This window comes from Streptomyces nogalater (assembly GCF_039532885.1).
GTDB lineage: Bacteria > Actinomycetota > Actinomycetes > Streptomycetales > Streptomycetaceae > Streptomyces > Streptomyces nogalater.
This window is the reverse complement of record NZ_BAAASM010000010.1, coordinates 48,590-70,474: the sequence shown is the minus strand read 5'-3', so window position 1 is coordinate 70,474 and position 21,885 is coordinate 48,590. Positions and strand designations below refer to the sequence as shown.

17 protein-coding genes are annotated in these 21,885 nt (G+C 72.7%); 7 read left to right on the top strand and 10 right to left on the bottom strand.

What is annotated here, in order from left to right; all coding sequences use genetic code 11:
- Positions 1-18: 18 nt before the first annotated feature.
- From hflX to miaA, 6 genes are all read right to left on the bottom strand, one after another.
- Positions 19-1,506: a GTPase HflX gene (gene hflX, locus ABD350_RS10010; protein ID WP_344347506.1), complete on the bottom strand. Its 1,488-nt coding sequence runs from the start codon at positions 1,504-1,506 to the stop codon at positions 19-21.
- A 161-nt stretch (positions 1,507-1,667) separates the two neighbouring features.
- Complete coding sequence (locus tag ABD350_RS10005; RefSeq protein ID WP_344347505.1) at positions 1,668-3,302, bottom strand: M1 family aminopeptidase; 1,635 nt, start codon at positions 3,300-3,302, stop codon at positions 1,668-1,670.
- Positions 3,303-3,507: 205 nt separating this feature from the next.
- Positions 3,508-5,790, bottom strand: coding sequence for a RelA/SpoT family protein (locus ABD350_RS10000; RefSeq protein ID WP_344347504.1), 2,283 nt, complete (start codon positions 5,788-5,790; stop codon positions 3,508-3,510).
- Between the two features lie 185 nt (positions 5,791-5,975).
- A complete protein-coding gene (gene dapF, locus ABD350_RS09995; RefSeq protein ID WP_344347503.1) occupies positions 5,976-6,845 on the bottom strand; it encodes a diaminopimelate epimerase in 870 nt (289 codons plus the stop codon).
- Between the two features lie 70 nt (positions 6,846-6,915).
- On the bottom strand, positions 6,916-7,419 hold the full coding sequence (locus ABD350_RS09990) for a hypothetical protein (protein WP_382466788.1): 504 nt from the start codon (positions 7,417-7,419) through the stop codon (positions 6,916-6,918).
- A gap of 344 nt (positions 7,420-7,763) precedes the next feature.
- Complete coding sequence (gene miaA / locus ABD350_RS09985) at positions 7,764-8,702, bottom strand: tRNA (adenosine(37)-N6)-dimethylallyltransferase MiaA (RefSeq protein ID WP_344347502.1); 939 nt, start codon at positions 8,700-8,702, stop codon at positions 7,764-7,766.
- Between the two features lie 290 nt (positions 8,703-8,992).
- On the opposite strand from miaA, the gene ABD350_RS09980 reads away from it, so the two are divergent.
- A complete protein-coding gene (locus tag ABD350_RS09980) occupies positions 8,993-9,277 on the top strand; it encodes an antitoxin (protein WP_344347501.1) in 285 nt (94 codons plus the stop codon).
- A gap of 6 nt (positions 9,278-9,283) precedes the next feature.
- Here ABD350_RS09980 and ABD350_RS09975 read toward each other — a convergent pair whose 3' ends face one another.
- Both ABD350_RS09975 and miaB read right to left on the bottom strand, forming a co-directional pair.
- Positions 9,284-9,997, bottom strand: a complete 714-nt coding sequence (locus tag ABD350_RS09975; protein ID WP_344347500.1) for a class III extradiol dioxygenase subunit B-like domain-containing protein — start codon at positions 9,995-9,997, stop codon at positions 9,284-9,286.
- Between the two features lie 355 nt (positions 9,998-10,352).
- On the bottom strand, positions 10,353-11,882 hold the full coding sequence (miaB, locus tag ABD350_RS09970; RefSeq protein WP_344347499.1) for a tRNA (N6-isopentenyl adenosine(37)-C2)-methylthiotransferase MiaB: 1,530 nt from the start codon (positions 11,880-11,882) through the stop codon (positions 10,353-10,355).
- A gap of 439 nt (positions 11,883-12,321) precedes the next feature.
- Here miaB and ABD350_RS09965 point away from each other — a divergent pair, with 439 nt between their 5' ends.
- Both ABD350_RS09965 and ABD350_RS09960 read left to right on the top strand, forming a co-directional pair.
- A complete protein-coding gene (locus ABD350_RS09965) occupies positions 12,322-12,837 on the top strand; it encodes a regulator component (RefSeq protein WP_344347498.1) in 516 nt (171 codons plus the stop codon).
- The gene (locus ABD350_RS09960) at positions 12,824-13,996 is read left to right on the top strand and encodes an MAB_1171c family putative transporter (RefSeq protein ID WP_344347497.1); all 1,173 of its coding nucleotides are present in this window, start codon (positions 12,824-12,826) and stop codon (positions 13,994-13,996) included. Before ABD350_RS09965 ends, ABD350_RS09960 begins: the two co-directional genes overlap by 14 nt.
- A gap of 186 nt (positions 13,997-14,182) precedes the next feature.
- On the opposite strand, the gene ABD350_RS09955 is transcribed toward ABD350_RS09960, so the two are convergent.
- Positions 14,183-15,001, bottom strand: coding sequence for an SDR family NAD(P)-dependent oxidoreductase (locus ABD350_RS09955; protein WP_344347496.1), 819 nt, complete (start codon positions 14,999-15,001; stop codon positions 14,183-14,185).
- Positions 15,002-15,603: 602 nt separating this feature from the next.
- On the opposite strand from ABD350_RS09955, the gene ABD350_RS09950 reads away from it, so the two are divergent.
- On the top strand, positions 15,604-16,626 hold the full coding sequence (locus ABD350_RS09950) for a LacI family DNA-binding transcriptional regulator (protein WP_344347494.1): 1,023 nt from the start codon (positions 15,604-15,606) through the stop codon (positions 16,624-16,626).
- 107 nt (positions 16,627-16,733) lie between these two features.
- Here ABD350_RS09950 and ABD350_RS09945 read toward each other — a convergent pair whose 3' ends face one another.
- Positions 16,734-18,443, bottom strand: coding sequence for a CocE/NonD family hydrolase (locus tag ABD350_RS09945; RefSeq protein ID WP_344347493.1), 1,710 nt, complete (start codon positions 18,441-18,443; stop codon positions 16,734-16,736).
- A gap of 95 nt (positions 18,444-18,538) precedes the next feature.
- Here ABD350_RS09945 and ABD350_RS09940 point away from each other — a divergent pair, with 95 nt between their 5' ends.
- The 3 genes from ABD350_RS09940 (at position 18,539) to ABD350_RS09930 (ending at position 21,854) form a co-directional block, all read left to right on the top strand.
- Complete coding sequence (locus tag ABD350_RS09940) at positions 18,539-19,255, top strand: TetR/AcrR family transcriptional regulator C-terminal domain-containing protein (protein WP_344347492.1); 717 nt, start codon at positions 18,539-18,541, stop codon at positions 19,253-19,255.
- Between the two features lie 222 nt (positions 19,256-19,477).
- Positions 19,478-20,605: a glycoside hydrolase family 12 protein gene (locus ABD350_RS09935; protein WP_344347491.1), complete on the top strand. Its 1,128-nt coding sequence runs from the start codon at positions 19,478-19,480 to the stop codon at positions 20,603-20,605.
- 118 nt (positions 20,606-20,723) lie between these two features.
- Entirely contained in the window at positions 20,724-21,854 is a 1,131-nt protein-coding gene (locus tag ABD350_RS09930) for a lytic polysaccharide monooxygenase (protein ID WP_344347490.1), read from the top strand.
- The last annotated feature ends 31 nt before the right edge of the window (positions 21,855-21,885 follow it).

Genomic DNA, 21,885 nt, shown 5'->3' with positions numbered 1-21,885 from the left:
CCCTCGTACTGCCGTGGGTCAGGCGGAGACCGGTGTGTACGGCGCCAGGTCCGCCGCCAGTTCCTCGTGCACCCGGACCTTGAGCAGGGTGCCCTCCGCGGTGTGCTCCTCGGAGAGGACCTCGCCCTCGGCGTGCGCACGGGCGACCAGCTTGCCGTGGGTGTAGGGCACGAGCGCCACGACCTCGACCGCGGGGCGGGGCAGCTCGTCGTCGATCCGGGCGAGCAGTTCCGCGATGCCCTGGCCGGTGCGCGCCGAGACGGCGATCGAGCGCTTCTCGACCCGCATCAGCCGCTGGAGCACCAGCGGGTCGGCCGCGTCCGCCTTGTTGATCACGACGATCTCGGGTACGTCGGTGGCGCCGACGTCCCGGATCACCTCGCGCACGGCGGCCAGCTGCTCCTCCGGGTTCGGGTGCGAGCCGTCCACCACGTGCAGGATCAGGTCGGAGTCGCCGACCTCCTCCATGGTGGAGCGGAACGCCTCGACCAGGTGGTGCGGCAGGTGCCGGACGAAACCGACGGTGTCGGCCAGCGTGTACAGCCGGCCGCCCGGGGTCTCGGCCCGGCGGACGGTCGGGTCCAGGGTCGCGAAGAGCGCGTTCTCGACCAGGACGCCGGCTCCCGTGAGGCGGTTGAGCAGGGAGGACTTGCCGGCGTTGGTGTAGCCCGCGATGGCCACGGACGGCACCTTGTTGCGCCGGCGCTCCTGCCGCTTGACCTCGCGGCCGGTCTTCATGTCCGCGATCTCCCGGCGCATCTTCGCCATCTTCTCGCGGATGCGGCGCCGGTCCGTCTCGATCTTGGTCTCACCGGGGCCACGTGTGGCGAGGCCGCCGCGACCGCCACCCATCTGCCGGGACAGCGACTGACCCCAGCCGCGCAGTCGCGGCAGCATGTACTGCATCTGCGCGAGCGCGACCTGCGCCTTGCCCTCGCGGGACTTGGCGTGCTGGGCGAAGATGTCCAGGATCAGGGCCGTACGGTCGATGACCTTGACCTTGACCACGTCCTCCAGCTGGATCAGCTGGCCCGGGCTCAGCTCACCGTCGCAGATGACGGTGTCGGCGCCCGTTTCGAGGACGATGTCACGCAGCTCGGCGGCCTTGCCGGAGCCGATGTACGTGGCCGCGTCGGGCTTGTCACGGCGCTGGATGACGCCGTCGAGGACCAGCGCGCCCGCGGTCTCCGCGAGGGCGGCCAGCTCCGCGAGGGAGTTCTCGGCGTCCTGCGCGGTGCCGGTGGTCCACACGCCGACGAGCACGACCCGCTCCAGGCGGAGCTGGCGGTACTCGACCTCGGTGACGTCCTCCAGCTCGGTGGACAGGCCCACCACGCGGCGCAGGGCCGCGCGCTCGGAGCGGTCGAACTGGTCGCCGTCCCGCTCGCCGTCGATCTCGTGGCTCCAGGCGACGTCCTCTTCCATCAGGGCATCGGCCCGAAGACCCTCGGGATAGGCGTGCGCGAGGCGCTTGGTGTCCTGGGAAGGGGAAGAAGAGGAGGTCATTGGATCCTTACGTCGATGGGAGTGCCGTTTCGGCGTCGGTACGGCGGTCTATACCCGGCCGCTCGTCTTGTTCAACGTACGGGTACCCCGGGAGATTCCCGTGTCCCCTGCGTGCGCCGACCCGTAGATGTTCGCACGGGACGGCACGTCTCGTCACCGGGTTATCGCTTCAGGTGGGGCTCGGCCGCCTTGGCCGCCGCCGTCGGCTTCCAGTCCGGGTGTCCGGGCATCGGCGGGGTCTTCTCGCCGTACAGCCAGGGCCGCAGGAAGCCGTCGAGGTCGCGGCCGGCGACGGCCGAGGCCAGCCGGACGAAGTCGGCGGTGGTGGCGGTGGCGTCGCGGTGCTCCCGGACCCAGAGCCGTTCCAGCCGCTCGAAGGCCGGCCGGCCGATCTCCTGCCGCAGGGCGTAGAGGACGAGGGCGGCGCCGTCGTAGACGTTGGGCCGGAAGAGGTCGATCTTCTGGCCGGGGGCGGGCGGCTTGGGGCGGGCGGGCGGTCCGCCGGCCGCCCGCCAGCGGTCGGAGGCGCCGTACGCGGCCTTCATCCGTGCCGCCAGGGGCCGGTCCGCGGTCTCCTCGCTGTACAGCGCCTCGTACCAGGTGGCGTGCCCCTCGTTCAGCCAGACGTCGGACCAGGCGCGCGGGGTGACGCTGTCGCCGAACCACTGGTGGGACAGCTCGTGCACCATGATCGATTCCAGGTACCACTCGGGGTAGCCCGGCTCGGTGAACAGGCTCTTCTCGAAGAGGGAGAGGGTCTGGGTCTCCAGTTCGAAGCCTGTGGACGCCTGTGCCATGAGCACGCCGTAGGTCTCGAAGGGGTACCGGCCGACCTTGCTCTCCATCCAGGTGATCTGGTCCGGCGTCTTCGCCAGCCAGGGTTCGAGGGCCTTGCGGTCGGCGGCGGGGACGACATCGCGCAGGGGCAACCCGTGCGGGCCCTCGCGGCGGACCACGGCGGAGCGGCCGATCGAGACCTGGGCGAGCTCGGTGGCCATGGGGTGCCGGGTGCGGTAGGTCCAGGTGGTGGTGGAACCGTCCCGGTCGGTTCCGGTGGGCAGGCCGTTGGCGACGACCGTGTAGGCGTTGGGCGCGGTGATCCGGAAGGTGAAGATCGCCTTGTCGGACGGATGGTCGTTGCAGGGGAACACCAGATGGGCGGCGTCGGCCTGGTTCGTCATGGCGAGGCCGTCGGCGGTGCGCACCCAGCCGCCCTGCCGGTCCTTGCCGTAGACGGGGTCGCTGGTGTGCCGCACGGTGATCCGGAACCGGCGGCCCTCGGCCAGCGGGTGGCGCGGGGTGACGACCAGGTCCTCGCCGGCGCTGGTGAACCCGGCCGGAAGCCCGTCGACCGCGACCGAGCGGACGGTGCCGTGGGTGAAGTCGAGGTTGACGCGCTCCAGGTCGGCGGTGGTCCGGGCGTCGATGGTGGTCACGGCCTCCAGCGGCTTGTCCTGGGCGCCGGTGTAGGTGAGAGCCAGGTCGTACGAGGCGACGTCGTAGCCGGGGTTGCCCAGGTACGGGAAGAGGGTGTCGCCGATGCCGAGGGGCTCGGCGGGGGCCGCGGCGGCGACGAGGCAGAGGGAGACGGCGGAGGCGAGCAGGGCCGCCCGGCGGTACCGGGGCCTGCCGGGCCGGGCGCGGTCCGGGGCGGTGCCGGGCTCGCTTCGGGGCGGGAGGCGGTACGGGGAGGGTTCGGGGCGGGGGTGGTGTGGAGCGGGCTCGGGCTGCGTCCGGAGGTGGTGCGGGGCGGGCTCGGGCCGGGGGCGGAGGTGGAGGCGGGGGTTGAGCGGCATGGACCACCGCTACCAGGGCGGGCCCGTCGCGCGGCGGCGACGCGCGTCCGTCCCACCCGAACGGGTAGGCCGGGCGCCGTCGTCGGGGGGGCGGTGCGACGGGTGGCCAGGAGGGCCGGGTGCCGCCGTCGGGGCCGGGACGGCAGCAAGACGGCCTCGCGCCGGCCGTCCGGACCGGAGGCGGGGGCGGGCCGGATCCCCGTCGTCAGGGGGCCGGTGCCTGGTGCTGGGCGCGGCTCACGTCGTACACCCCGGGCACGTCACGCATCGCGCGCATCAGGGCCGGGAGGCGGGAGGCGTCGGGGAGCTGGAGGGTGTAGGTGTGGCGCACCCGCTGCTGGCTGGGCGGTTCGACGGTGGCGGAGACGATCTCGGCGCCCGCCAGGGCGATGGCCTCGGTGAGGTCGGCGAGCAGATGGGGGCGGCCGAACGATTCGGCGACCAGGGTGACCCGGCACTCGGCGGTGTTCCCCCAGCGCACGCCGATCTCCGCCCGCCCCAGGCTCTTCATGTGCGCCACCACCGCGCACTCCACGCGGTGCACGGTCACCACTCCCCCGCGCACCGCGAACCCGGTGATCTCGTCCGGCGGTACGGGCGTACAGCACCCGGCGAGCCGTACGGCGGCGCCGGGCCGGTCCACGAGGACGTCGGCGCGGCGGGGGCGCGGGGCGTCCGTGGGGGTGGCGGGGGTGGTACGCGGGGCGTGGTCCGCGGGCGCGCCGTCGCGAGCCGGGGCGGCACGGGCCGAGGTCGCGCGGGCTGCGGCAGCGGCCTGGGCGGGGGCGGTACCGCGACCGTTCGGCTCGGCCGCGCCGGCGTCGTCGCCCGTGTCGCTGCCGCCGCCGGGGTGGGTGGCCAGCCAGCGCTGGATGGCGATGCGGGCGGCGGGGGTGTGGGCGTGGTCCAGCCATTCGCGGGACGGCTCGGAGGCCGGGTCCTGGCCCATCAGGAGCTGGACGGTGTCGCCGTCGCGCAGGACCGTGCTGAGGGTGGCGAGCCGGCCGTTGACACGGGCGCCGATACAGGCGTGCGCGTCCTCGCCGTACTGCGCGTAGGCGGCGTCCACGCAGGTGGCTCCCTCGGGCAGGCCGAGGGTGCCGCCGTCGGGGCGGAAGACGGTGATCTCGCGGTCCTGCGCGAGGTCCTCGCGCAGGGTGGACCAGAAGGTGTCGGGGTCGGGGGCGGCCCGCTGCCAGTCGAGGAGGCGGGAGAGCCAGCCGGGACGGGTGGGGTCGACGCGTTCGCCTTCGGCGGGGGAAGCGTCGTTCGCTGGGGCGCCGGACTCGGGGGCGGGCGCGTACGGGTTGCCGAGGGCCACGACACCGGCCTCGGCGACCTTGTGCATCTGGTGGGTGCGGATGAGGACTTCGGCCACCTGTCCGTCGGACCGGGCGACGGCGGTGTGCAGGGACTGGTAGAGGTTGAACTTCGGTACGGCGATGAAGTCCTTGAACTCCGAGACCACCGGCGTCATACAGGTGTGCAGCTCGCCGAGGACGGCGTAGCAGTCCGCGTCCTCGTTCACCAGCACCAGCAGGCGCCCGAAGTCCGTGCCGCGCAGCCGGCCGCGCTTGCGGGCCACCCGGTGGACGGAGACGAAGTGCCGGGGGCGGATGAGGACCTCGGCCGGGATGTCGGCCTCGCGCAGCACCCCGCGCACCTCCTCGGCGACCTCGGCGAGCGGATCGCCGGAGCGGGCGGCGTTCTCCGCGATCAGCTCGCGGGTGTGGGCGTACTCCTCGGGGCGGAGGACGGCGAAGACCAGGTCCTCCAGCTCGGTCTTGAGGGCCTGCACACCGAGGCGCTCGGCGAGCGGGATGAGGACGTCACGGGTGACCTTGGCGATCCGCGCCTGTTTCTCGGGGCGCATCACGCCCAGGGTGCGCATGTTGTGCAGGCGGTCGGCGAGCTTGATCGACATCACGCGCACGTCGTTGCCGGTGGCGACGAGCATCTTGCGGAAGGTCTCCGGTTCGGCGGCGGCTCCGTAGTCGACCTTCTCCAGTTTCGTGACGCCGTCGACCAGATAACGCACCTCCTCGCCGAACTGTTCCCGTACCTGTTCGAGCGTCACCTCGGTGTCCTCGACCGTGTCGTGCAGCAGAGAGGCCGTCAGGGTCGTGGTCTCGGCGCCGAGTTCGGCGAGGATCAGGGTGACGGCGAGCGGGTGCGTGATGTACGGCTCGCCGCTCTTGCGCATCTGGCCGCGGTGCGAGGACTCCGCCAGGATGTAGGCGCGGCGCAGGGGTTCGATGTCGGCGTCGGGGTAGTGGGCGCGGTGTGCCTCCACTACGTGGCCGATCGCGTCGGGCAGTTTGTCGCGGGCGGCGGAGCCGAGCAGCGCGGCACGGCCGAGCCGGCGCAGGTCGATCCGGGGCCTTGCCTTTCTGCGCGTCGCCGCGGGCGCCGCGGACGCGGTGAGCGCCTGCGGCACCGGGGGCGCCGCCGGACCAGCGGTCGCAGGGTTCGTGGCCTCCGCACTCATGGGCACCTCCGGCTCATAAACCGGCGGACGGAGTCCCGGGGCACACGCGGCTCAGGGTTGGCGGCATTCCCCCGTCCGTGCCGGTGCTTGATGCTACCGAGCCCGCCACCCCCGGCCGACCGCCTCCGGCCGAGCGTGAAACGGATCACCCATTCGAGCGATGAAATAGAGGTTTAAGTTTTCGGTCAGCCGAACGCTTCGGCCAGCCACTCCGCGTCGATCTCGCCCTCGGCGACGATCACGGCGGGTCCGGTCATCTCGATCTCGCCGTCCGGCCGCTCGGTGATGACCAGGCGCCCGCCGGGCACGTCGACCGTGTACGTGGCCGGGGTGCCGGTGACGGCCGGGTCGGCGCCGTCCCGGCGGGCGGCGGCCACGGCGACGGCGCACGCGCCCGTGCCGCACGAGCGGGTCTCGCCGGAGCCGCGCTCATGCACGCGCATGGCGACGTGGCGGGGGCCCCGGTCGACGACGAACTCGACGTTCACGCCGTCCGGGTAGGCGGTCGCCGGGCCGACCGGCGGTGCCGTGTACAGATCGCCGGCGTGCGCCAGGTCGGCCACGAAGGCCACCGCGTGCGGGTTGCCCACGTTGACGTTGCGCGCGGGCCAGCTGCGCTCGCCCACGGTCACCGTGACCTCCCCTTCGGGGAGGCGGGCGCGGCCCATGCCGACCGTGATGTCACCGTTCTTCGCGAGGTGGACGGTCTTCACACCCGCGCGCGTGGCGATCGCCAGGTCGCCTTCGCTCACATGCCCGGCGTGCTGGAGGTAGCGCGCGAACACACGGCTGCCGTTGCCGCACATCTCGGCGATCGAGCCGTCGCCGTTGCGGTAGTCCATGAACCACTCGGCCTCGCCGGCCATCGCCCGGGCCTCCGGGTGCGCCGCGGACCGTACGACGTGCAGCACACCGTCGCCTCCGATGCCCGCCCGGCGGTCGCACAGCGCGGCCGCGACGGCCGGGGACAGATCGAGGGCGTTCTCCGGGTCGGGGATGATCACGAAGTCGTTCTCCGTGCCGTGACCTTTGAGGAAGGCGATCCGTGTGCTCATTCCTCGATCGTACGGGAGCGCACCGACAGCCGGCCGGGGCAGCCGGGACGGGCAGGACCGGCGGGGCTGCTCAGCGCAGCCTTGCCACCCGCCAGACGGCGAGCACGACCACCACGGCCACCAGGAGGACGTAGCCGAGGACGACCCGCCAGTCCGGGCGGCGGCCCGAGCCGCGCGGGGGCAGGCCCGGCCAGGTGTAGCCGACCCGGCGGGCGGCCATCATGCCCCAGCCCGCGGCGCAGGAGCAGATCAGCAGGCCGAGCATGGCGATGACCGCACCGCTGTCGCCGAAGTCGAAGGCGAGCGGGAAGGCGAACATCAGGGAGCCGACGGCACCGAGGCCCACGATGGGGGCCAGCTGCCAGAGGCGCAGCCGGCGCTGCGGGCGCAGTTCGACCTCGACCTCCGGGCCGCCCGGGTACATCTCCTCGGGCGCCGGTCCGTCGGCGGTGACGCCGCCCTGGGTGTCGTCGGGGCCGTCGTCGGCGAGACGGTCGTCGGCGAGGGGGTCCGCGGCCAGGGGGTCCCCGGTCACGGGGTCCGCGGCCAAGGGGTCGGTGGCCAGGCGGTCCACGGCGAGGGGGCCCGTCGCCAGGGGGTTTTCGGTCGGGTGATCGTCCGTCGGGGCGTGGGCGTGCGACCCGCTGCCCTCCGGCCCGTTGTCGTAACCGTTCGCCCGGAAAGCGGTCGGCCGCGAGCCGTTCGTCCGGGGGCGGTGTTCGTCCGGATGGTCCGCGCCCGGGCCGGGGTCGTCACTGTCCGTGGTGACGGGCTCGGTGCTTCGTGCGGTGTCGCGAGGGCCGGCCTCCATCGCCACGCGCCCTCCCAACTAGGCTCCACTTGGTCGATCGAAGGTCGATGATGGCACGGCGCCGCAGGCCGCGATGACCGGCGGCGCATCCCGATGCCATGACGTGATCAGGCTGTAACCGGTCGTTCGACCAACGCCAGGGCCTGCTGCGGAAGTTCCCCGCGATCCGCCGCGGCCCCACTCAACCAGTGCACCCTGGGATCCCGCCTGAACCACGAATCCTGGCGGCGCGCGAAGCGCTTGGTGGCACGCACGGTCTCGGCCCGCGCTTCCGCTTCGGTGCACTCCCCGGCCAGCACCGCGAGTACCTGCTGGTAGCCGAGCGCGCGCGAGGCCGTGCGCCCCTCGCGCAGGCCCCGCGCCTCCAGTGCGCGCACCTCGTCCACGAGGCCCGCCTCCCACATCCGGTCGACGCGCCGCGCGATGCGGTCGTCCAGTTCCGGGCGGGCGACGTCGACGCCGATCTGGACGGTGTCGTACACCGAGTCGTGGCCCGGCAGATTGGCCGTGAAGGGCTGGCCGGTGATCTCGATCACCTCCAGCGCGCGGACGATCCGGCGGCCGTTGCTCGGCAGGATCGCCCGGCCGGCCTCGGGGTCGGCGGCGGCCAGCCGGGCGTGCAGGGCGCCCGGGCCGCGCAGCGCCAGCTCCCCCTCCAGTCGGGCCCGGACCTCGGGGTCGGTGCCGGGGAACTCCAGGTTGTCGACTGCTCCCCGGACGTAGAGGCCGGAGCCGCCGACCAGGATGGGCCAGCGGCCCTCGGCGAGCAGCGCGTCGATGCGCGCGCGGGCCAGTTTCTGGTACTCGGCGACCGAGGCGGTCACCGTCACGTCCCAGATGTCCAGCAGATGGTGCGGGATGCCGCCGCGCTCCTCGGGCGTCAGCTTGGCGGTACCGATGTCCATCCCTCGGTACAACTGCATGGAGTCGGCGTTGACGATCTCGCCGCCGAGTTGCTGGGCCAGGAAGACACCGAGATCGGACTTGCCGGCCGCGGTGGGTCCTACGACGGCGATGACGCGGGGGGCGACGGGTGCACTGCTCACCGCACCAGTCTCGCAAACGTCCAGGAGACGCCTACAAGGAGTGGGCCGACGCCACGGCACCGCGTTCGCGCCGCGTACCCGGTGGGACGCGATACCCGGTGGGTACGCGCCGGGCGGGGTGGGTAGGTACCGGGCTACGCGGGAAGTCGCCCGCACGAGTACCGTATGGAGTGATACGGGCGGGTTTGCACGCTTTCCCTGCACGATTTTCCTGCACGGTCCCCCGGCAGGCGAACGGCGCGGCCGGCGAGGGCGTCCGCAGACAACCGCCCGCGAGGGAAGGTGGACCCATGGGTCTGATGGACAACATGAAGGCCAAGCTGGGCCCGGCCAAGGACAAGGTGTCGGACCTCGCGCGGCAGCATGGGGACAAGGTCCAGCACGGGATCGACAAGGCCGCCAAGGCCGTCGACGAGCGGACCAAGGGCAAGTACAGCGACAGGATCCAGGCGGGCACGGGCAAGGCCAAGGAGGCCATGGACCGCCTCGCGCACAAGAGCGGCCCTACGACGACACCGCCGCCCCCCGACCCGACGACCCCGACCCGCCCGGAGGGACCGCCACCGACTTCTTAAGGGAGTTCACGACCAGGCAGCCACCAGGTACCCCACCCCGTACGGCGCGTCCTCGTAGAGGAGGGCGCCGGTGAGGGGGGACTCGTGCGCCGCGCCGGCGAGGATCTGCCAGGGGGCGCGGCCGGCCGCCTTCAGTTCACGGGCGAGCGCCGGGTCGATCGCCCCCAGGGCCGCCACGTCCGCCGCTTCGAGGGCCCGTGCCACCTCCGCGTCGAAGGGTGCCGCGCGCTCGTCCAGGTACCCGGGCGCCTTGAGGGTGCGGCAGGCGCTGGCGTCCCCCATCACCAGCAGCGCCACCCGATCGGCCCGGCCGGCCAGCTCCCGGCCGGTCTCGGCGCACCGCCCGGGCTCCAGCGTGTCGGCGACCCCCAGCCCCTCGATGGGGGCGTCCGCCCAGCCGGTCCGCTCCAGCAGCCAGGCGCCGACGGCCAGCGAGGCCGGCAGCTCGCGCTCCGGGGCGGCGCCGGTGGCGGAGCCCAGACGTACGTCCACGTCGACCCCGAAACCGCGGAACGTCCCCGGGGTGCCCTGCGGGAACGGGCCGCGCCCGCCGGGCTCGGCGGTGCCGACCACCACCAGCAGATCGGGGCGGGCGGCGGCGAGCACGCCGAGCGCGTCCGAGCAGGCCGCGCGGGCGGCGTCCAGCTCTGGTGCGGCACCCGCGGCGACCTCGGGCACGAGCAGCGGAGGGCAGGGGCAGACTGCGGCGGCGACAAGCATGGTCGGCAGGTTAACCCCCCACCGCGGCCGGCCGAGCGCCGACCTCGGTCACCGAGGGGCCCGGGCCGCGCACAGGCGCTCACGCCGGTCCGCCGGTCGCCGGGCACGCCCCGCGCACCCGCGCTCAGACCGGTGACCGGGCAGGGATCCCCCGCATCGACGCTCAGCCCGGTGGCCAGGCAGGAGAACTCCCCGCATCGACGCTCAGGCCCGGGCGCCCCCGCTCACGCGGGCCGCCGGGCCGGGTGTCCCTCGTGTCGGCGCCCTTCGGCGGTCCTCGGTGGCTTCTTGGGTGAGCATCCCGCAGGGACCCACACGCCTGTGCGGCGGCAGGCCCCCGCGGGGCGGCAGGCCGTCAGTCGCAGCCGCAGCCGCTTCCCGCCGCCACCGGCAGCGGCTCGGGCACGCCGATCTTCGGCAGGCCCAGCATCACGCCCGCCGGCTTGGCGGTCTCCGCCGCGTTGCGCTTCTCCCAGGCGTCGCCCGCGCGCGTACGGCGCACGGCGAGTACGGGGCCCTCGGCGAGCAGGTGGTGCGGGGCGGCGTAGGTGACCTCCACGGTGACGACGTCACCGGGGCGGACCTCCTGGTCGGGCTTGGTGAAGTGGACCAGGCGGTTGTCGGGGGCGCGGCCGGAGAGGCGGTGGGTGGCGCCGTCCTTGCGGCCCTCGCCCTCGGCGACCATCAGCTCCAGGGTGCGGCCGACCTGCTTCTTGTTCTCCTCCCAGGAAATCTCCTCCTGGAGGGCGACCAGCCGCTCGTAGCGCGCCTGGACGACCTCCTTGGGGATCTGGTTCTCCATGGTCGCGGCGGGGGTGCCGGGGCGCTTGGAGTACTGGAAGGTGAACGCCTGGGCGAACCGGGCCTCCCGGACGACGTGCAGCGTCTGCTCGAAGTCCTCCTCGGTCTCCCCGGGGAAGCCCACGATGATGTCGGTGGTGATCGCGGCGTGCGGGATGGCAGCCCGCACCTTCTCGATGATCCCCAGGTACCGCTCCTGGCGGTAGGAGCGGCGCATCGCCTTCAGGACCGTGTCCGAGCCGGACTGGAGCGGCATGTGCAGCTGGGGCATCACGTTCGGGGTCTCGGCCATGGCCGCGATCACGTCGTCCGTGAAGTCGCGCGGATGCGGCGAGGTGAACCGGACCCGCTCCAGGCCCTCGATCTTCCCGCAGGCGCGCAGCAGCTTGCTGAAGGCCTCGCGGTCGCCGATGTCGGAGCCGTAGGCGTTGACGTTCTGGCCGAGCAGCGTGATCTCCGAGACGCCCTCGCCGACCAGGGTCTCGATCTCGGCGAGGATGTCGCCGGGACGGCGGTCCTTCTCCTTGCCGCGCAGCGCCGGGACGATGCAGAAGGTGCAGGTGTTGTTGCAGCCGACGGAGATCGACACCCAGGCCGCGTAGGCGCTCTCGCGGCGGGTCGGCAGCGTGGAGGGGAACGCCTCCAGCGACTCGGCGATCTCGACCTGCGCCTCCTCCTGGACGCGGGCGCGCTCCAGCAGGACGGGCAGCTTGCCGATGTTGTGCGTGCCGAAGACGACGTCCACCCAGGGCGCCTTCTTCACGATGGTGTCGCGGTCCTTCTGCGCGAGGCAGCCGCCGACCGCGATCTGCATGCCGGGGCGCGAAACCTTCTTCGGCGCGAGCCGGCCGAGGTTGCCGTAGAGACGGTTGTCGGCGTTCTCGCGGACCGCGCAGGTGTTGAAGACGACGACGTCCGCGTCCCCGTCCGCCCCCTCGGGGGCCCGCACGTATCCGGCCTCTTCGAGCAGACCGGCCAATCGCTCGGAGTCGTGGACGTTCATCTGGCACCCGTAGGTGCGGATCTCGTAACTCTTGGGGGCGGGAACGTCCACTGCCGGGCTCCGGTCGCTGCTGCTGGTCATGCGTTCCAGGGTAGGCGGTCCGCGGCGGCCGGTGTCCCGGAGTTCCCAGGTGGCACGGCCGGCCGGCACGCCGGGCAGGGGCGAAGACATCCCCCTTCCGGTCACCTGTGAGGGCAGTCACAGTGGTTTACCGGAGACGCGTCCGTAAAGGCCGCGAGGGCAGGAGACGTTTTCCGCCAAAGGGCGACCGAAAGCCCGGGTGGGCGTGTGCAAAAGGGCGGACGACCTGCTTAGGTGGGTCGGCAGCTTGCCCCCGGGACACGGCCCGTCTCCGTACCGGCAAAGCCTTCCGGGGTCACACCGGGCCACTTCACCGACGAGGAGGTCTCCGAGCGAGTGGGAAGCCTAAGCGAATCCGCCGTCGCCCCCGACGCGTCCGGGACGGGGAGCCGCCGCAGCCGTTCCGGCCGGTGAGAACAGCGAGCGGGGGTGACGACAGGTGAGGAGAACGAGCGAGCACGCGGCGCTGCAGCGCAGATGTGCCGCGATTCTGCGTGATCTCGGGGTGGATCGGTCGCTCACCCTGGAGGCGCTCCGCGCACGGGTGGAGGAACTGAGAGGCCGTCCGCTCGTGCTCCGGGAGCTGCCCGAGGAGGCCGCGGCCACCGGGGCCTGCGGGCTGTGGCTGGGCACCGAGGACGCCGACTACGTGTTCTACGAGACCAGGACGGCTCCCCTGCACCAGGAGCACATCATCCTGCACGAGATCGGCCATGTGCTGTGCGACCACCACCGGAGCTTCACGGACGACGGTGAGCAGCCGGCCGCCGGGCTCCTGGAGGCCCCCCATCTCGTCAGGCGGCTGATGGCCAGAACCAGTTACACGACCACCGAGGAACAAGAAGCCGAGATGATCGCCAGCCTGATCCAGAGCGCCGGGAAAACCGGCCGGGTGGCCGGCCCCCTGGGACGCCTCGGCGCGTTCCTGGGGGTGACCGCCGATGCCGGTGAGTGAGCTGGCGGCCCGGGTCGGACTCGCCAGCGTCGTCGCTCTGTGGTGCGCCCTCGTCTGGCGGGCGCGCCCGGCGCTGCGCGAACCCCGGCTGCGGGGGCTGTGGATCACCGTGCTGGCGGCGACCATCGCCATCACGCTCTTCCAGCAGGGGGTCGTCACCGCGCTCGCGTCCACCGGTGTCGACGTCCACACGGTGTCGCTGGTGCGCAACCTGATCGGCGTGCTCAGCGCGGGACTGGTCCTGCTCTTCGTGGTGGACTGCCGGCGCTCCCCGCGGCTGCGCCGCTCGGTGGCGGTGGGGCTGACGGCGGCCCTGGCGGCGCTGCTCGTGATGGATCTGCTGGGGGCCGGTCAGCCGATCGGGGCGGCTTCAGCGCAGCGGCCCGCGTCCGCGACGACCGCCTACTGGCTGATCCTGAGCGTCGCCCACCTGCTCGGCGACGCCGTCGCCCTGGTGGTCTGCTGGCGCTACAGCCTGCGCACGACGGAGCGCGATCTGGTGTGGTCGCTGCGGCTGTTCGCGGTGGGCAGCGTCCTCGCCCTGGTCTTCTGGTGCGGCTATCTCGGCCACCTCTACGGGCTCGTCCCGGCCCTGCTGCCCTGGCTGTCCATGGTGATGGGGGCGCACGGCTTCCTGCGGGCGGCGTCGCTGCTGGTGCCCACCGCGACGGCGCTGGCCCGGTCGGCCACCGCGCTGCGGATCTGCTGGCGGCTGTGGCCGCTGTGGCGGGACCTGGTGACGGCGGTCCCCCACGTGGCACTCGCCCGGCCCCGGCGGACCCGGCTCCAGGAGGTGCTCCGGCCGCGCTACCCACCGGTGCTCCAGGCCCACCGGCAGACCATCGAGACGTACGACGCGCTGCTGACGCTCCAGCAGTACGTGCGGCCGGACGCGTACGAGCAGGCGCACCGGCACGCCCTGCGGGCCGGGGTGCCGGAGGACCGTCTCGCCTGTGCCGCGCTGGCCGGTGCCGTGGGCCAGGCCCGCCGTGCGGTACTCGTCGGTGTACCTCCGTCCGACCCGCACCCGCTGCCCGGGGTGACGCACGGCAGCTCCGAGACCCTGCTGGGGATCGCCCGGATGTGGCCCACCATGACCGACGCGCTGCCCTGCCGCACACGAACGTCCCCGACCGCCGACCACGCCGAACCGCGCTGACGGCGGCGGAACGCGACCGAACGGCACCGACTGCGGCGGAACTCGGCCGAACGGCACTGCCCGCGGCGGAACTCGGCCTGACCAGGGTGCCGCTTCGGTGAGGTTCGGCCGGTCCGGACGGCGGCGCCGGGCCGGGCCGGGCCCGGCTGGAATGGACTGGACCGGACTGGGCCCGGCTGCGCCGGCTCAGCCGATCGTGGCGCCGCGTGGTGTGATCCGGTAGTCGAATCCGAGCGTCCCGGGGTCGAGGGCCGTCGCCCCGCCGTCCACGGTGAGCACCGCTCCGTTGACGTAGGACGCCGCCGGGGACAGCAGCCAGGCGATGGCCTCCGCGACCTCGCGGGGCTCGCCGGGACGGCCCTGGGGCAGCAGCCTGGTCGCCTCCGCGTAGGCGTCCTCGATGCCGCCGGGCAGCCGCTCCTCCTCGGCGAAGCGGGTCATGCGCCGGTCGGCCATCTCGGTGCGCACCCATCCCGGGCACACGGTGTTGGCCCGCACGCCCTGCCGTCCGTAGTCCACGGCGACGGAACGGCACAGCTGGAGCAGGGCCGCCTTGGAGGTGGCATACGGGGCGTTGCTCGTGCCGTTGCGCAGCGCGGACACCGACGCGACGGCGACCACCGCGCCCTTGGACTCCAGCAGGTGCGGGATCGCGGCGCGCAGCAGGAGCAGCGGGCCGGTGAGGTTGGTGCGCATCACGTCGTCCCAGTCGCGCAGCGACATGTCGCCGACGGCTCCGCCGCGCCCGATCCCCGCGTTCAGCACCACTCCGTCGAGCCGTCCGTGCGCGTCCAGGGCGGCCCGGACGAGTCCCTCGACCGCGTCGGGATCCCCGATGTCCGACGGATGCGCCAGCGCGCCGGTCTCCTTCGCGAGGCGTTCCAGGGGCTCGGTCCGCCGGCCGGAGACGACCACATGGTGCCCGGCCTCGCCGAGCAGCCGGGCGGTGGCCTGTCCGATGCCCGAGCCTCCACCGGTCACGATGACAACCCTCTTGTCCTCCACCAGCTCCGGCTCCTTCCACCAAGATCGACGATTCGCCCAGCGGTCCGAGCTTAGGGCCCGTTGATCTTGGGGTGACGACTTCCGGCCAGCACCCCGGGAGCGGCGGGAGACCCTTTCCGGCCGACCGGTTCCGGGCACCGCCGTCCGTACCCCGGCGGCACGGGCGGCGGTACGGACGGCGGCCCCGGTCCGGTGCGGGCACGGGCTCCCCGAACACGCGTCGGCCGGCTGGGCATCGAACGCGCGTCGGCCGGCCGGACACCGGAGCCGGTGACCACGCACCCGCCCGCCCACCGGACACCAAGTTCGGCGACCACCCGGCTGTCCGCCGGACACGGCTCCGGCGGACACGACTCGGGCGGGCACTCGGGCAGACAGCCATCGCCCGCGTCACCACCGCACCAGCGAGTTCACGCCGAGTTGACGCGCCGGTCCGCCGGGCGTCCGCGAGGGCAGCGGGCGCGCCGCCGCGCTCCTGGGCAGCGGCCGGCCCCGCCGGAGTCCTGGCCGGCAGTGGGCGCCATACCGGTCGTCGTCGGAAGAAGCCGTGTGCGCGATGCCCCGCGAATCGTAAGATCGGGGCTCTTGGGGGGAGGTGGTCAATGGGCAGGCGGCGCCCTGACACGCCGACGCTGGAGGAAGTGGCCGCCCGCGCAGGAGTGGGCCGGGGCACGGTCTCCCGCGTCGTCAACAACGCGGCGGGGGTGCGGGAATCGACGCGCCAGGCCGTGCAACAGGCCATCGCCGAGCTGGGATACGTACCCAATCTGGCGGCCCGGACCCTGGCCGGCCGGCGTGCCGACGCGGTCGCGCTGGTCGTGACGGAGCCGGACTGGCGGCTGTTCGCGGAGCCTTTCTTCTCGGAGATCGTCAGCTCGCTCGGGGACGCCCTGGCCGACACCGGGATGCAGTTGCTGCTGACGATGGTGCGCTCGGACACCGAACGCAAGCGCTTCCTGGAGTACGCGCGCGGCGGCCGGGTCGACGGCGCGCTGCTGGTCTCGGTGCGCGCCGACGACACCTTGCCGGACATGCTCGCCGAGGCCCGGCTGCCGACCGTCATGCTGGGCCGCCGCTCGGGCGACGAGCACGTCAGCTACGTCGACGCGGACAACGCCGGCGGTGCCCGCAGCGCGGTCACCCACCTGCTGGCCACGGGCCGCAAGGCGATCGCCACGATCACCGGACCGCTGGACATGTACGTCGCGCAGTCCCGGCTGCGCGGCTACCGGCAAGGGCTCGCGGCGGCCGGGCTGAGCACCGACGCGTCCTGGATCGCCGAGGGCGACTTCACCGAGGAGAGCGGCCGGCACGCCATGGCCCGGCTGCTCGCGCGGCACCCGGAGATCGACGCGGTGCTCGCCGCGTCCGACACCACGGCGGCCGGTGCGCTGCGGGAGCTGCGCGCGACGGGGCGCCGGGTGCCGGAGGACGTCGCCATCATCGGTTTCGACGACTTCCCGCTGGCCGAACAGACCGAGCCCCGCCTGACCACGGTCCGCCAGCCGCTGGCGGAGATCGGCCGGGCGATGGTCCGACTCCTGCTGGAGGAACTGGAGGAACCGGCCCTGGCCTGGCGCCACGTCATCCTCCGCACGGAGCTGATACGGCGCGACTCGGCCTGACGGCACAGCTGGTCGGTCCCAGCTCGGCGTGACGGCGGCTCGGCGCGGCGGCGGACGTTCGGCCGCGAGGGCCGCCCCTCAACGTCAGCCCGTCGGGGTCCGGCTCGTCAGCCGTTCCCCGTGGGGCCGAGCCCGAAGCTTCGGGCAGGCGTCGCAAGCATCAGCGCCGAGTCCGCATGGAGCGTCATGCGCACCGGCGTGAAGGTGGTGGCGTCCACCGGCGACTCTCCGGTGCCGGGATTGCGGGCGTAGCGCGGATGGGCACCTCCGCTGATCTGCCAGCGTATGCGGTGACCGACGGCGAAGCGGTGGGCGGTGGAACGCATCGGCACGGTGATGTGCGAGGGCGCCTGTTCGGCCGTGCGAATCCGGCCCAGCCCGTCGCAGATGTTGATGGAGCGGCCTCGTGTGTCCACGTCGCACAGGCGGGTGAAGACGTCGGCGTGGCCGGTGTCCGTGGACATGCTCAACCGTGCGGAGACCGGGCCGAGAACGTCCACGGGCTCGGTCAGCGGGGGGCCGGTGAACGTCAGTACGTCGTCCCGGATCTCAAGCGTGCTGTTGTCGCGAGGACCGGCCGTACGGGAGAGCAGCGGGCCGCCAAGAGAGGGGGTGGGGTCTGTCGGGTCGTAGCGGAACGACGTCAGTGGTGCGGATTCCGTGGGAGCCTGCCGGGTGAGGTGCCCCTGCGCGGTGGGAAACCAGGAGCTGACGGCCGTGGCCGGCGGCCAGTCGTCGATGTCCCGCCAGTCGTCTTCGCCGCCGACGTGCACGCGCACCCTTGTGGGACGGAGGCCGGAGGGATCGTCGTACAGGTGCGCACGTAGCCAGGCGAGGCTCTCGGCGAACACCTCGGGCCACCCCTGCTGCAGCGCGGACGTGTGGGTCCAGGGGCCGACGAGCAAGGCGGTCTCGCAGCCGGCCTCACGGAGTCGCCGGTACTGCTCGAAGGTCTGGTCACCCAGCGCATCGTGCCATCCGGTGATCAAACCGGTCGGCACATCCAGCCGCTCCGCCACCGCCGCCAACGACGCACCGTTCCAGTAGGCGTCCTTGGCATCCGGGTGCGACATCACGTCGTCCAGCCAGGGAACATCGCCCCCGAGGGCGGGCACGTACGCCCCGCGCAGTGGCTGCGCGGTGATGACATCACGCAGGCACCGCCGCAGACGCAGCGTCGCCCTCAGGAACGCTGCCATCCCCTGGTGCTGATACGTCATGCCGACGCCGACGGCGAGGGCGTTCTCCAGGTGGAGTGCCCCTTGTGCGTGGAACAGGGCGTGGGGATCGTGCAGCCCCACCTGCACCACCATCGCCTTCAGCTCCGGTGGCGGGTCCACGGCGAGAGCCCACTGCACGTATGCCAGGTAACTGGGGCCGACGGTCCCCAGTGTCCCGTTGAACCAGCTCTGCTCGCGCAGCCAGGACACCGTGGCCTGGCCGTCAGCGACCTCGTTGCGCCACAGATCGAACGTGCCGCCGGAACCGCCGGTGCCGCGACAGCTCTGCAGCACCACGTGAAAGCCCTGTTCGGCGAAGAGCACGCCGTACATGGGAGACCACGGCAAGCTCCTGCCGTACGGCGAGCGCACCAAGAGGGTGGGGAAGTCGCCCTCGGCGCGCGGGAAGTAATGGTCCGTGATCAGCGGGCTGCCGTCGGCGGCCGGCACCGGCAGCCCCGGCTCCCACCCGACATCGTGCCGTTTGGCCGGCAGGCCGCGCCAGGTCGCCCTCAACATCCGTGAGGCCAGCGGCGGCTTACGGGAAGGCGGTGCCCAGGTCTGCCTCGACGCGGAACCGTGCGTGTGGGACGTCATCGTTCCCTCCTCAATATCCGTACGATGTACGAGAATAGAGGATGCTTGGATGAGACCCGCAAGGGCCGCCACGATCAAGGGAGGGGGCGCGGACCATGTCCCGTGCCGGAGGGGCCGGCGCCCCAGGCGTCGACCCCGAGCAGCTCTGGCTGAGCTCCGCCCGGCCCCGCAGGGGCCGCAAGCCCGCCTACAGCCGAGAGGCGATCACGGCGGCAGCCGTCGCCCTGGCGGACGCGGAGGGGCTCGAAGCGGTCACCATGCGGAAAGTCGCCGCACGGGTCGGAGCCGGCGCCATGTCGCTCTACAGCTACGCCCCCGACAAGGAGACGCTGCTGGAGCTGATGGTCGACCACGTCAGCGGCGAACTGCCGACCACGAACACCCTCACCGGCGACTGGCGCGCCGACCTGAAGGCCATCGCCCGCCTCCAGCGCGCCCACATGCTGCGACACCCCTGGCTGCCCGCCGCTCTGGCCACCCGCCGCGTCCCGGGCCCCAACACCCTGGCCTTCCTGGAACACGCGCTCGCCGCCCTGCGGCCCACCGGGCTGGACGGCGCGGCGAAGCTGGAGGTCTTCGCCCAACTCACCGCGTTCGTGGCCGGGCACGTCGCCCATGAGATCGCGCGGACCGCGGCCTCGCAGTCCCCCGACCGAGCCGCGGCCGAGGCCCGCTACCTCGCGGCGGTCGCCGCGGACGGCCGTCACCCGGAACTCGCCGAAGCCCTCGCCGCCCCCGGACGCCCTCTCACGCCCGAAGCCACCTTCACCCGGTTCCTCAACCGCCTGATCGACGGCCTCGACACCGACTGATCCCTCCCCCGCTTCCGGGAGCGCTCCCAGTAATCGGCACCCCCGAAACTATCGACCCCCACCCCCCCACCTGCGCCTTCGAAACCTCTTCGACACATTCCCGCGCAAGACCTTGTCAGGGACATGAACTCTCCCTACAGTCCCTGCCCAACGGAGGTAATGGGAGCGCTCCCATCCTGCGCGGGAGCGCTCCCGCATCCGACCGTCCCCGAGAGGACCCGCATGCGACCGTCAACGCACCCCGTCCGTGGAGCGAGCGGCCTGGTCGGCGCGCTGCTCGCCACGCTCGCCGCACTGGCGGCCCTGCTCACCACGGCCCCGGCGGCCCAGGCCGACACCGCGATCTGCGAACAGTACGGTTCGACGACGATCCAGGGCCGCTACGTCGTCCAGAACAACCGCTGGGGCACCAGCGAGGCCCAGTGCATCAACGTCACGGACACCGGCTTCCGGATCACCCAGGCCGACGGCTCGGTCCCGACGAACGGCGCCCCGAAGTCGTACCCGTCCGTCTACAACGGCTGCCACTACACCAACTGCTCGCCCGGAACGAACCTCCCGGCCCAGCTGAGCACCATCTCCAGCGCGCCCACCAGCATCTCGTACTCCTACGTGAGCAACGCGGTGTACGACGCGGCGTACGACATCTGGCTCGACCCCACGCCCCGTACCGACGGCGTCAGCCGGACCGAGATCATGGTCTGGTTCAACAAGGTGGGCCCGATCCAGCCCGTGGGCTCGCAGGTCGGCACGGCCACCGTGGCCGGGCGCCAGTGGCAGGTGTGGTCCGGCAACAACGGCTCCAACGACGTGCTGTCCTTCGTCGCCCCGTCGGCGATCACCAGCTGGAGCTTCGACGTCATGGACTTCGTCCGGCAGGCCGTCGCCCGCGGGCTGGCGCAGAACAGCTGGTACCTGACGAGCGTGCAGGCCGGCTTCGAGCCCTGGCAGAACGGCGCCGGGCTCGCCGTGACCTCGTTCTCCTCCACGGTCAACACGGGCGGCGGCGGCCCGGGCGGCCCCGGGACCCCCGCGGCCTGCGAGGTGGCGTACGCGACGAGCGTCTGGCCGGGCGGCTTCACCGCCGACGTCACCGTCACCAACACCGCCACGACCCCGGTCGACGGCTGGCGGCTCGCCTTCACCCTGCCGGCCGGACAGCGCGTCACCAGCGCCTGGAACGCCGGGATCTCTCCGTCGTCCGGCGCGGTCACGGCCACGAACCTGGCCCACAACGGGCAGATCGCGGCCGGCGGCCGGGTGACCTTCGGCTTCCAGGGCACGTACAGCGGCACCTTCGCCAAGCCCGCCGGGTTCAGCCTCAACGGAACCACCTGCACCACCGCGTGACGCGCGTCCCCGCGTTCAGTCCCCCACGCACCCAGCCCGAGGAGCGCACATGACACACCCACCGGACGGCACCCTCCCGGGGCACACCGCCCGTCCGATCCCACGGAAGGAGAGAATCGTGGCCCGACGCGGCAGGCTCCTGTCGGTCGTGGCGGCCTTGTCGACCCTGCTGGCCGCGCTCGGCCTGGCCCTGCTGGGGCAGGGCAGCGCCAAGGCGCACGGGGTGGCGATGCTGCCCGGCTCCCGTACCTATCTGTGTTACCTGGACGGCCACACGGGGACCGGCGGGATGAACCCCACCAATCCCGCGTGCAAGGACGCGGTGGCCAAGAGCGGGGCGACCGCGCTGTACAACTGGTTCGCCGTACTCGACTCCAACGCCGGCGGCCGCGGCGCCGGTTACGTCCCGGACGGCACCCTGTGCAGTGCCGGCGACCGGTCGCCGTACGACTTCTCCGCGTACAACGCCGCTCGCTCGGACTGGCCGCGCACCCATCTGACCAGCGGGGCGACGATCCGGGCGCAGTACAGCAACTGGGCGGCGCACCCGGGCAGTTTCCGGGTCTACCTCACCAAGCCCGGCTGGTCGCCGACGACCGCGCTGCGCTGGGCCGACCTCGACCTGATCCAGACGGTCACCAACCCGCCCCAGCAGGGCTCGGTCGGCACCGACGGCGGCCACTACTACTGGGACATGAAGCTGCCCTCCGGGCGCTCCGGTGACGCCCTGGTCTTCATCCAGTGGGTCCGCTCGGACAGCCAGGAGAACTTCTTCTCCTGCTCCGACGTCGTCTTCGACGGCGGCCACGGCGAGGTGACGGGCATCGGCGGCTCGGGCAGCACGCCCACCCCCACCCCGACCCCGACGCCCACGCCCACCCCGACACCCACCCCGACCCCGACCCCGACGCCCACGGACCCGCACACCGGTTCCTGCATGGCCATCTACTCCGTGGTCAGCGCGTGGAACGGCGGCTTCCAGGGGTCCGTCGAGGTGATGAACCACGGCACCGCCCCGCTCGACGGCTGGGCCGTGGCCTGGAAGCCCGGCACCGGCACCAAGATCAACAGCCTGTGGAACGGGACGCAGAGCACCGCTTCCGACGGCACCGTCACGGTCCGCAACGCGGACCACAACCGGGTGATCCCGGCCGACGGCACCACCACGTTCGGCTTCACGGCCACCTCCACGGGCAACAACCTGCCCACCGGAACGATCGGCTGCGTCACGGCACAGAGCACTTCCTGACGACCGTGCGCCAGGCGCCGCCTCCCCGGCC